This is a genomic window from Niabella sp., assembly GCF_030150205.1.
Lineage (GTDB): Bacteria > Bacteroidota > Bacteroidia > Chitinophagales > Chitinophagaceae > Niabella.
Genome location: NZ_JASLGT010000013.1, coordinates 1 through 11,501, shown reverse-complemented (window position 1 = coordinate 11,501; position 11,501 = coordinate 1). Strand labels below are relative to the sequence as shown.

Sequence of the window (11,501 nt, the reverse complement as noted above, 5' to 3'; positions counted from 1 at the left end):
GATTCCGCTGATTCCGGTACAGCAACAGGCAACAGGTCTTAAAGCTGTACAAAAGCCCCAACCGGTTGCCCGGCTTTTTCACAAACAAAAGGGCAGGCGGTGGGCGAAAGCAAAGCAGGTGATGAAGCGGGCGGTGTAGAGCGGCCCCGGGGTGACCGGGGTGACTTGTGGAGCATGGAGCGATACCCAATTTTAGTGCCCCTGCGTGTCCTGGAGCCTTTATGACGAACACAGGCCCCACTGTGTTTTGCCCCTTTGCGTGAAACAGGAACCACTAAGACCGGAAGACACAAAGAAACACAAAGAAGGATTTAACCTTCTTGGCGAAAACCAGACCCGTTGCACTCTTGCCCCTTTGCGTGAAACAGGAGCCACGAAGACTGGAAGACACAAAGACACACAAAGAAGGAAATACCCTTAGTGCATCTTCGTGCCTTAGGGCCTTTGTGGCCAACATCCGAGCACGAAGATCAGGAAAAGATCAGCTTCCCGTTAATAATATACAGCGCGCAGATCACCGCCTCACCCAACAGGAGCGGCAGTATAAAATACCAGAACCGCATCCGGAGCAATCCCGCCGCATAGCAAACCAGGTCCGTTGGTGTAAACGGCATAAAAGCCCAGCCCAGGATGAGCCAGAATCCCCGTTTGCCCTGTAATTGTTGCTGAATGCGCTCCAGCCTTGGTGCTGCTGTTATCGATAAGCCGGGAAAGCGCAGGTAGCCGGCCGTATAGTAAATAAAGGCTGCTACTGTTAAAATACTGCACATGAATACCCCAAACAAAAGCAGGGGAGTATCCCTGAAGATTAGCATGCCCGCAAGAAGAAAGGGAGTGGAGGGCAACAGGAATATGCCCCGAAAAACGCAGATGCCAAAATACACCAGCCATGCCTGTTGCCGGTATTGAAGCAGGAAACCGGCAATCGCTTCCTGTGTAAAATGCTGCCGGTTATACCAATAAATAAACCCTCCGCCGGCCATCAGCAGGAGCCAGATAAACCGTAGCCACTTCCCGGCCCGTTGTTTCGGGATATTATGGTTTTTGCGCATAATAAATAAAGGCTGGTGGTATATTGATGGGTTCAAAGCCAAGCTGAACCAGAGGGAACATCCGGCGTAATAACCCCCGGTCGTTCAATGAATACTGGAACTGGATATAAAAACCGCCGGGTTTTAATACGGATTTAACGGCATCGAGGATGCATTTCTTTGTGCGGGTATTCAGGTTGGCCAGTGGCAGACCGGAAATGACATAATCCACCGTACTATTTTGAACGTATTGTTGCAGCCGGCATACGTCGTCATTAATGGGATGAAACTGTGGCCCCTGCAGCGGCCGAAGTTTGTCAAAAAGTTGCGGGTTAATTTCAAATGCAGCAAGCCGGGAGCCAACATTCAGTTGTTCCAGGAGATGACGGGTAATGCTTCCCGTACCGGCACCCAGCTCTACCATTTGTATGGGCTGACTGAAATCGACGATCCGGGTCATCCGGCCCGCCAGCCGGGAAGAACTTTCTACAAAGGATCCTGTTTGTGCCAGGTTTTCATATGCGGCTCTTAAGAAAGTAAACATAATCGTATTTTTCTGTAAAGTAGAATGGATAATAGCGGGTTAAAAAATGAAATCGACCAGCGAACAACGAATGGCTGCCAACTTTGGATTACAGCAGACCAATGGAAGATTGCCTTGTTTCAACTATTTGTTGCGATCCGTAGCCGGTTTGTTGCCGCTGAAGGCCTGTTGGTCGATAAAGTTTGACTGCTACGCTTTAATCGCGAATTTTACCGGATGAAAGTCGGTCCATTGCAGCAACATCATTTAAAAACAACAAAGCGGATATTGCGGCATACGCTTTTCTGGATGGCCTTTTACCTGCTGCAGTTTTATTATGGCCTGGTTTCGGTTCCCGGCCTTAAGATAGCACCGGCTATGTTTTTAAATCCGTTACGGCTCATTATTGGCGCTGCCTTTGTTTTTTACCCGCTGATGTACGGGATTATACCCGGTTTCTTTGCCCGGAAAAAATACCGGCGGGGTATTTTCTGGTCATTGATCTTGTTCGGGGTATTTGTTTTTATGGATGCATACTGGGAGATCCGCATCCTGAATGTTTGCCCCCCCTGCTGGGAGCAACTGCGCGTAAAGCAACCGGATTACTATAATTACCTGCACCGGGGGCTGTTGGGCATCGCGCTTACAAGGCTGATCAGTTTAGGATTTCTGTATCAGCTGATGGTACAGCTCGCCATACCCATTGGCATAAAAATAGCGATGGCCTATTTTCAGCAACGGCTAACCACCGTTAAACTGGAGAAGGAAAACAAAGAGCTGGAATTGCATTTTCTTCGCTCCCAGATCGCTCCGCACTTTCTGTTCAATACGCTTAATAATATTTATGGTCTTATTCTGAACGACGATAAAAAGCGGTCGGCAACCACCGTAGCGCAGCTGGCCAGTTTCCTGCGCTACTCCCTTTATCATAATGGCGACGACAACACACTTGGAAAAGAGATCCGCATGTTGCAGGACTATATGGAACTGGAGAAGATTCGCTTGAATCATACCCTGGTAAATTTTACATTTGAAGCCGACGACCCGTCCCTGTTTTTTCCACCCTTACTATTGATGCCGGTGTTGGAAAATGCATTCAAGTTTTGTCCGGATGCACCCGGCTCCGGCAGCTGGATCTGGATGCAGTTGCTCCTGCGCAAAGGGTATCTGTATATTTCCATAGCCAACACAGTAGGAGCTACACCGGCACTTACCGGGGAAGGAGGGATCGGGCACGACAATATCCGGAGGCGGCTGCAATATTATTACGGCGGTAATCATACATTTGTGATCCGCAGCGAAGCAGACGTATATACCGTAGTGATTGAAATTCAAAATGCCCATGATCCATTGTATCGTAGTAGATGATGAACCCCTGGCCAGAAACATCCTGGTGCAGCACCTGGGCCGGTTGGCAAACTGGAACGTGCAGCGCGAGTGTATCAACGCGGCGGAAGCCTGGCAAAGCTTACAGGAAAACGAGGTACAGGTGATGTTTCTTGATATTCAAATGCCAGGCATCAGCGGGCTGGAACTCTTACGCTCGCTGAAAAATCCGCCGGTAGTGATCCTCACTACCGCCTATACCCACTATGCGGTGGAAGGATTTGATCTCCGGGTGGCCGATTACCTGCTGAAGCCGGTCACGTTTGAGCGCTTTATGCAAGCGATTGTAAAGGCACAGTCGGCCCTGGACAGCCCGGTTGTTACCATCCAGGAGCAAGCTGCCGGAGCCGCACCATTGGTCTCCGATCACCTGTTCCTTAAGGTAGACAACCGGCATATCCGGCTGAACTTTGAAGAACTGCTTTACTTTGAAGCGCAGCGCGATTTTACAAAGATCTTCCTGCAGGATAAAACCCTGCTGGTGGGGCTTCATTTAAAACTGCTCGAAAGTATGTTGCCGGGAACCTTGTTTACCCGCGTACACCGTTCCTATATCATCCACAAACAGAAGATCTCCGGTATTGAAGGAAACCGGATCCTCATCGGGAAAATGGAAGTTCCCATCGGCACCCATTACAAAGAAGCATTTTTTCGCTGGATGGGACTTTGACGTAGCCGCCATTTCAAATTGTTGTCGGGGTTTGTCAAAGAACCAAATAGTGCCCGCATATTACCATCGGCACAGATGCCGGCAAGCCTTTCCCGCTATTGCTTATTGAAAATGTTATCCCTGGTTTACCTGCTCCGGATGGCGATAGCAAGAGCGTATGCCGGATTAAGGGACAAAGGGGCTCACCCTTGTTTTAAAGAATCTACAATATGCGCTACAAAAGCGTCCCGCTGTTCCTTTGTCATTGCTGTATGGTGAAAAGTTCGGTCATAGTTCACCACATTGCGCCAGCCTTTGCGGATCTGAACCCGGATGCGGAGTTCGCCATCGTGCTCGTTTACAGAAACCCTGGTGCTGTCACTGCTGCCGCAGGAAAGGGTGCCGGCGAGGAGCAATAATAAAATGAACTTTATCTGCATATGGCCTGTTTTTAAAACAATATTAAAACAATTAGCAGCATATATGCGTTAAAATGGGATCAACCAATGCAAAAATGGGATAAACCCACCGGATCCATAATAAAACCCGTATCAAAACGTTTTTAATGCATATTTTATGAAGGAGCAAGCGAACGATAAAAAACAACCAGCCGTTAACCGCAGCGGGGAAATTACGGACCGCTATCTTCAATTCCTCGATCAGCACCTGAACGATGTGGTAAGCGGGCATGCTGCAGAAATGATGCAATTGGCAGAAGTAGCCACACGGCTTTTTATTTCGCATCAGCATCTTACCGATACCATTCAAAAGGCCACAGGCAATCATCCCTGCTATTTTTACGATCTGAAAATTATAGAGCGTGCACAGCAGATGCTCCGGGAAACCGACTGGCCGGTTGCTACCATCGCATTGAAGCTGACCTACGATCCATCCAACTTTTCTAAATTTTTCAGGAAGTTTACAGGGATCACGCCCGGCGTTTACCGTAAGCAGCAGCTGAACAAAAAACCGAAAAGTTCACCATAACAAAACTCCCATACCAGCGGATCTTTGGTTGTTGAATGATTTTTAAATTAAAAACAACCGTATTACACAAAAAGATCTAAAAGGAAAAGTTGTATTGATCGCAGGTGAGGCAAGACCTGGGCGGGTTGCCCAGTCGTGACTTTGCAGTACTGGCTGCGAAACTGGCCATCCATTATAACAGTGAAGCCTCAAAGGCTAATAGTGAAAAAACATTGACCGCCCTGCAGGAGGCCGGGGCAGAAGCCTTCCTGTTTCAGGCCTTCTCCATACGAGTGAACGGGATCTGTCCCTTGTTCGCTGGTTGCTCAGCGCCATAAAAGGCAATAATGGCAAATTTGCCGCTGAATGCCGGAATCTCAGAAAAAAGATGAACTTTTGTAAGGGAATTATTAAACGATGGGATTTATTAACTGAACGGATCTGACTATGGAAAGTGTATACCTGCTCCTTGGAATTATTATCGGTATTGTATTGGGTTACCTGGTAGCCCGGAAATGGCTGGCTACAGCTTCTGTACCACGATCGGTTGCCGACGAATTACAAAAAAAGATCAGCGGGCTGGAGCAATCCAATGCAGCGCGTTTGTCGCGGGAAGAAATACAGCAACAATACATTGCCCGTGAAGCGGGGGAACTGCTGCAAGAAAACATCCGCCTGTTGCAGGAGGAATTGAAGAATGAAAAATGGGCGGGGCAGCAGTATCAAAAGGAGATCCTGGCGCTGACCAAAGAATCGGAGCAGAAATTTTCAAAGGCAGCCGTGGAGGAACGCGATCAGAAGATCCTGCAATTAAATAATGAGTTGGTGAGCCTGAAGGAGAAAGAAAGCGCTTTGAAAGAAAAGCTGGAATTGTTTGCCACCGAGCTGCAGCAACTGCACCGGTTATCGCAGGAACAGTTTAAAACACTGGCAACCGATGTGCTCGAAGAAAAAAAGAAAACCTTTACCGATACCAATAAAAAAGAACTGAGTGCCATCCTGGAGCCGCTGAAGGCCAACCTGGATCAGTTCCGCGAAAAAGTAGAAGCGACCCGTAAGGAAGATATCCAGGAGTTTACTTCACTCAAAAAGGAGATCGAGTTATTACAGAAATTGAACCTGCAACTGGGAGATGAAGCCCGCAGTTTGGCCACGGCGTTAAAAGCGGAAGTAAAAATGCAGGGGAACTGGGGCGAAGACCGGCTGAATATGATCCTGGAAACAGAAGGGCTTCAAAAATATATTGATTATACAAGGGAGGAAGTATACCGGGATAGCGCCGATGAACGGATACGACGGCCGGATTTTATCCTGCGGCTTCCCAACAGTAAGCACATTGTTATTGACAGTAAGGTTTCCCTGACGGCCTACGTCAATTATTTTAATGCAGGCGACCTCGATGCCAAACAGGAATACCTTCGTCAGCATACCCGTAGTATTACTGAACATATTGAGCGGCTTGCAGATAAAAATTACCAGTCGCTGGCAGGACTGAATACACCGGATTATGTATTCCTGTTTATGCCGGTAGAATCGGCATTGACCCTGGCGCTGAATCAGCATCCGGAATTGTTTAACCAGGCGCTGAAAAGAAAAGTGGTGCTCATTACACCCACCACGCTGGTAGCCACCCTGAAAGTAGTACGGCTATTGTGGCAGAAAGAAAACCAGGTAAAGAATGTAGAAGAAATCTTCCGCCAGTGTGGGGAGTTATACAACAAATTTGTATTGTTCCTGGAGGAGATGGACCGGGTAGAGCATGCTTTATCGCAGGCATCCAAAGCCCACCGGGATGCAATGAATCATTTATCCGAAGGAACAAAAAAAGGCAATACCATTATCGGCCGCTTTGAGCGCATCAAAAGCCTTGAAGCGAAGACCAACAAACAGATCCCGGAAAAGTACCTCACCACACTGGAGCCGTTGCCGGAAGATGAGCATCCTTCGGAGGCGATAGACAATGGGGAGTAGATTCGCGCTGCCGGGCATAAATTAGCCTCGATGTCCCACTAGTCTCCATGTCGCCGGAGAAAATTTGAGAATTTGAAAATGTGGAAATGGAGAATAGGCAAGAGTTAATAGTGAATAGGTAGTAGGTAGTAGTCAATGGGTTTGTAGGCAGAAATCAGCCTTCAGTTATCAGTTTTCAGTCTTCAGTAATCAGATGATCATCGAGCATGAAACGGCTCTCTGCTTTTAGTTTCGTCTGCCGGGCATAAAACTGCTTCAATGTCCCACCAGTCTCTCTGTCGCCTGGAAAATATTCCCTTAAACCTCACTCCATATGTAATACCAGCACCGGTACCTCACTGCGCCAGGCCAGGTTTTTTGTCACGCTTTTATGAAACAAACCCGAAAGGAAGCTGCGCATTTTATGAATGGAAATGATAAGGGAGGCATTGTCTTTTTTAGCAAAATCGCTTACAACAGTGGGCAGGTCCTCCACATTATTGGCCACATGCAGCCGGAACTGGTAGTTTTGCAATTCCAGTTGCAGTTCATTGGCTAATTGATTTTCTTTTTCATTCAGTTCGTTCTTCATGCACCGGTGTACAGCGGTTACCCGCGCATTTAAACGGGCAAGGAATTTGTGCAGTTTGGCTCTTATGGATTTGCTGAGCGGGGCTTTAAAATCGGAGGCCAGTACAATATTGTCCGGAATAGTGATAGGAGCATACTGGGGTACCAGCAGCACGGGGTAATGGATCTTATCTACGCCCCGCTGTACATTATCCCCCACCAAAAGCATTTCCAAATCGCCCTTGGGTTTAAAGCCCATTACCACAAGATCTATCTGCTCATCGGCACAAACCTGGTTAACCGCTTCCGCCAGGGCATCATTGATCACCATGGTGGTTAATCCCGCAGGATGTTTGAGTTGTTGAAGAACCCGTTCCTTAAGCAATTGCAATTCTTCATGCCGACCTGCTTCTAGTGCATCGGCCTCCCGCATGCTCAGGGCAAGGGAACCCGCTTCCCCGGAATCGTAGATGGGTACACTTTCGTAGGTATTCAATATAAAAAAATGTTCTGCGTTTAACCGGTTCACCAGGTTGCAGGCATAGTCTACTGCATGACTGGCTGCATCAGAAAAATCGGTAACAACCAATATCTTTTTCATAATCCGCCGTTTTTTGTCTCCTTAAATTTACAAAAACTATGGCGGTTTTACTCCATATTTTATAGATTCTTCCGGTGCTCTATTGAATAATAAGCCACAGATGCGCTGATTATAAGGAAAGCGCATTCATCTGCTTATCTGCGGCCAATAAATGCACCGGCCAGCGTTCATGTAGGCAGTAGTAAACAACCGATTCCCTGCTTTGTCTTACATTTGCCAAAACCCGGCCGGAGGATACCGGCAATTGAAGCGTGAAGTGTCAGTATTACCCGTTTAACTTAAAATTCAAACATCCCTTTACCATTTCAAAAGGGACTAAAACACATCAGCCCACGCTCATCGTGGAGCTGGAACATTTTGGCATCAAAGGTTATGGTGAAGCGCCGGCCATTACCTATTATCATATTACCGTGGAGGATATGATCCGCGACCTGGAGGAAAAAAAGGCAATGATTGAGCGGTTTGCCTTTACCGAGCCGGATCGCTACTGGCATTTTTTACACCATCTGTTGCCAAAGAATCCATTTTTGGTATGTGCATTGGATATGGCCGCCTGGGATATCTGGTCCAGGATGAGCGGAAAACCCTTGTACCAGCTCCTCAAAGGAGATCCCGCCAATAACCCCCTAACAGATTTTACCATCGGTATCGATACGGTTGACCAGATGGTGGCCAAGCTGAAAGAACGTCCCTGGCCCGTATATAAAGTAAAGGTAGGCACGGCAGATGATCTGGCCATTGTAAAGGCCTTACGTGCTGCAACGGATGTGCCGTTGCGGGTAGATGCAAACGCCGGGTGGGACCTGGACACTGCATTAAAACTGATCCCCGAACTGGAAGCCCTGGGCGTAGAGTATGTAGAACAACCCCTGGCAAAGGACAACTGGGAGGGAATGAAAATATTGTATGAACGGTCTCCGTTGCCGCTGTACGCAGATGAGTCCTGTGTGTTTGAACAGGATGTGGAAAAATGCGTGGGCCATTTTCACGGGATCAATATAAAACTGACCAAATGCAGCGGCATTACCCCCGCGCGGCGCATGATTCAAAATGCACGCAGACTGGGGCTTAAGATCATGATGGGTTGTATGAATGAAAGTACGGTAGGCTCGGCTGCTATTGCACACCTGGCGCCCTTTATTGATCATGTGGATGTAGACGGGCCCCTGCTGCTGGAGGAAGACGTGGCCACTGGACTGGGATTCGATTATGGCAAACTCATTTATAGCGAAGCACCAGGGCTCGGTATTGAATATAAAGGACTGTTTAAGGTTTAGTCCTCATCCCGATTAGGTTCTCCAGGTTACCTGCCGCAGGTTGTAAATTCAGCAAGGCTCTTATTCTCACATTTCCACATTCTCACATTTTCACATTTTCAAATTCTACTATCTCAAATGGCATATAAAAATCAACAGGAATTTATTGAAGCGATCGAAAACGCGGGGGAACTGGTCCGCATCAAAACCTATGTAAATCCCATACTGGAAATGGCGGAGATCACGGACCGGATGAGTAAGGAGCCGGGTGGGGGAAAGGCCATTCTTTTTGAAAATACGGGGTATGATTTTCCGGTACTGATGAATGCTTACGGAAGCGAAAAGCGCATGTGCCTGGCATTGGGCGTAAACGAGCTGGACGATGTGGCCCGGGATATTGAAAACCTGTTCAAATTGTTATCGGCCCCCAAAGAAGGGCTTATTGATAAACTGAAATTGCTGCCCAAGCTCAGCGCATTTGCATCCTGGATGCCAAAGGTAAAAAAGGGGCGCGGAGCCTGCCAGGAAGTAATATATACGGAAAAGCCCCTTCCTTCGGGAGGAGAATGGAGTGGGCCACCAGACATTACGAAGCTTCCGGTGATCACCTGCTGGCCGCAGGATGGCGGGCCATTTATTACCCTGCCCATTATCAATACCAAGGACCCGAACAATCATATCCGGAATGTGGGTATGTACCGGATGCAGGTATTTGGCCCGCAGCTTACCGCCATGCACTGGCACAAGCATAAGGTATCTGCCAAACATTTTAATGAATATAAGAAGCTGAATAAAAAAATGCCGGTAGCCGTGGCATTGGGTGGTGATCCGGCCTATGCCTATGCCGCTACGGCACCCTTGCCCGAGAACGTGGATGAATACATGCTGGCCGGTTTTCTGCGGAAGAAAAAAGTAGAGCTGGTAAAATGCATTACGCAACCGGAGATTGAAGTGCCGGCGGATGCGGATTTTGTAATCGAAGGCTATGTAGATCCGGCCGATGAGCTGCTTTGGGAAGGTCCCTTTGGAGATCATACCGGCTATTATTCGCTTCCGGACTGGTATCCCAAATTTCATATCACCGCCATTACGCATAAAAAGAACCCGGTATACCCGGCCACTATTGTAGGCATTCCGCCGCAGGAAGATGCCTGGCTGGGAAAAGCTACGGAACGCATTTTCCTGGCGCCCATTAAAATGACCCTGGTGCCGGAGATCGAGGATATGGAAATGCCGGTGGAGGGCGTTTTTCACAACCTGGTGATTACAAAAATTCATAAAGATTATGCCGGCCAGGGACAAAAAGTAATGAATGCCATGTGGGGCGCAGGACAAATGATGTTTAACAAGATCCTGGTACTGGTATCGCAAACCGCCGACGGAAGCGCGCTGAAACTGGGCGATTATAAGGCCTGTGCCCGGGAGATCTTTAAGAACCTGAATCCCGCCACCGATCTGTCGTTCAGCCAGGGCCCGATGGATGTGCTGGACCACAGCTGCAGCAAGATGGGCTTTGGCGGAAAAATGTGTATCGATGGTACGCTTAAGTTTGAAGAGGAAATCCAGGATGATTATATTCCGTTGCCGGAAGCTACAGCAACCAACTATGTGGCGCTGCTTACAGACAAGTTTAACGAAATCACAGGGGTGAATGCTGCGCTGCCCAGGGATGGGATCCCCTGTCTGATCATTTCAGTTAAAAAGAACCGCAAAGGACATATAAAAGAATTGCACCGGCAAATAGCAGCCCTGCAGGGACTGGAACCCATAAAGATGATCCTGTATGTAGAGCATACCGTAAACGCTTCGGATCTGGCACTGGCGCTCTGGCGTTTTTGCAATAACCTGGATCCGGTACGGGATCACCTGCTGGCGCCCACTGCAAAAGAAGGCTATAGCTGTATGGGACTGGATGGCACGATTAAGACGAAGGCCTTTGATAATTTCCAGCGCGACTGGCCCAATATTATTGTGGCCGATGATGCTACCATCAATGCCGTAGACGAAAAATGGGGATCGCTGGGGATCGGCGCCTTTATTCCATCGCCGTCACTGAAGTATAAAGACCAGATGTATGGACAGGAAGCAGTTGCAGCGATGGAATAGTTTCAGGTTTAAAGTTAGATTACGGGTGTTAGTTGGTGATACCAACGGATAACTGAAGACTGAAAACTGACGACTGATTGCTGATAGCTAACGGCTAAACGCGTGTTTCTGGTTTAAGGAAGTATTTTCCGGGCGACATGGAGACTGGCGGGGCATTGAGGCTATTTTATGCCCGGTAGACAAAACTAAAAGCTGAGAGCAGTTTTATGCCCGATGTGATCATCTGATAACTGATAGCTGAAAACTGAAAACTGAAGACTGATAGCTGATAACTAAACGCTGAAGGCTGATTTCTGCCTACAAACCCACTGACTATTACCTACTTATACCGATTAGACATTAATTTAATATCTTTTTGTATATTTGAGTTATGGGTAAATTAAAAGAGCTATTCATTAAAGAGAGCCTTCCAGAACTCCGTCATTTACAGAAGCAAAATCCTTCTCAGTTTAAGCGTGTTCAA

Annotated in this window: 11 protein-coding genes; 7 read left to right on the top strand and 4 right to left on the bottom strand. The window is 47.7% G+C overall.

Going from position 1 to position 11,501, the window contains the following annotated elements; genetic code table 11:
• Positions 1-470 precede the first annotated feature (470 nt).
• Together Q1V85_RS12210 and Q1V85_RS12205 are read right to left on the bottom strand one after the other, a co-directional pair.
• Positions 471-1,052, bottom strand: coding sequence for a VTT domain-containing protein (locus tag Q1V85_RS12210; protein WP_300600301.1), 582 nt, complete (start codon positions 1,050-1,052; stop codon positions 471-473).
• Complete coding sequence (locus Q1V85_RS12205) at positions 1,036-1,575, bottom strand: methyltransferase domain-containing protein (RefSeq protein WP_300600299.1); 540 nt, start codon at positions 1,573-1,575, stop codon at positions 1,036-1,038. Before Q1V85_RS12205 ends, Q1V85_RS12210 begins: the two co-directional genes overlap by 17 nt.
• A 216-nt stretch (positions 1,576-1,791) precedes the next feature.
• Here Q1V85_RS12205 and Q1V85_RS12200 point away from each other — a divergent pair, with 216 nt between their 5' ends.
• Both Q1V85_RS12200 and Q1V85_RS12195 read left to right on the top strand, forming a co-directional pair.
• Complete coding sequence (locus Q1V85_RS12200; protein WP_300600297.1) at positions 1,792-2,922, top strand: sensor histidine kinase; 1,131 nt, start codon at positions 1,792-1,794, stop codon at positions 2,920-2,922.
• The gene (locus Q1V85_RS12195) at positions 2,897-3,610 is read left to right on the top strand and encodes a LytTR family DNA-binding domain-containing protein (protein WP_300600295.1); all 714 of its coding nucleotides are present in this window, start codon (positions 2,897-2,899) and stop codon (positions 3,608-3,610) included. Before Q1V85_RS12200 ends, Q1V85_RS12195 begins: the two co-directional genes overlap by 26 nt.
• A gap of 182 nt (positions 3,611-3,792) precedes the next feature.
• Here the strand turns inward: Q1V85_RS12195 and Q1V85_RS12190 are convergent, their stop codons facing one another.
• Positions 3,793-4,029 carry a hypothetical protein gene (locus Q1V85_RS12190; RefSeq protein WP_300600293.1) on the bottom strand — a complete coding sequence of 79 codons (237 nt, stop codon included), beginning with the start codon at positions 4,027-4,029 and terminating at the stop codon, positions 3,793-3,795.
• A 136-nt stretch (positions 4,030-4,165) separates the two neighbouring features.
• Here Q1V85_RS12190 and Q1V85_RS12185 point away from each other — a divergent pair, with 136 nt between their 5' ends.
• The 3 genes from Q1V85_RS12185 to rmuC all read left to right on the top strand — a co-directional run bounded on the left by Q1V85_RS12185 (position 4,166) and on the right by rmuC (position 6,526).
• A complete protein-coding gene (locus Q1V85_RS12185; protein ID WP_300600291.1) occupies positions 4,166-4,576 on the top strand; it encodes an AraC family transcriptional regulator in 411 nt (136 codons plus the stop codon).
• A 104-nt stretch (positions 4,577-4,680) separates the two neighbouring features.
• Positions 4,681-4,893 carry a hypothetical protein gene (locus tag Q1V85_RS12180; RefSeq protein ID WP_300600289.1) on the top strand — a complete coding sequence of 71 codons (213 nt, stop codon included), beginning with the start codon at positions 4,681-4,683 and terminating at the stop codon, positions 4,891-4,893.
• A gap of 109 nt (positions 4,894-5,002) precedes the next feature.
• Entirely contained in the window at positions 5,003-6,526 is a 1,524-nt protein-coding gene (gene rmuC / locus Q1V85_RS12175) for a DNA recombination protein RmuC (protein WP_300600287.1), read from the top strand.
• A 304-nt stretch (positions 6,527-6,830) separates the two neighbouring features.
• On the opposite strand, the gene Q1V85_RS12170 is transcribed toward rmuC, so the two are convergent.
• On the bottom strand, positions 6,831-7,676 hold the full coding sequence (locus Q1V85_RS12170) for a universal stress protein (protein WP_300600285.1): 846 nt from the start codon (positions 7,674-7,676) through the stop codon (positions 6,831-6,833).
• 251 nt (positions 7,677-7,927) lie between these two features.
• Between Q1V85_RS12170 and Q1V85_RS12165 the strand changes: the two genes are divergently transcribed.
• Both Q1V85_RS12165 and Q1V85_RS12160 read left to right on the top strand, forming a co-directional pair.
• The gene (locus tag Q1V85_RS12165; RefSeq protein WP_300600283.1) at positions 7,928-8,953 is read left to right on the top strand and encodes a dipeptide epimerase; all 1,026 of its coding nucleotides are present in this window, start codon (positions 7,928-7,930) and stop codon (positions 8,951-8,953) included.
• 117 nt (positions 8,954-9,070) lie between these two features.
• On the top strand, positions 9,071-11,038 hold the full coding sequence (locus Q1V85_RS12160; RefSeq protein WP_300600282.1) for a menaquinone biosynthesis decarboxylase: 1,968 nt from the start codon (positions 9,071-9,073) through the stop codon (positions 11,036-11,038).
• Positions 11,039-11,501 lie beyond the last annotated feature (463 nt).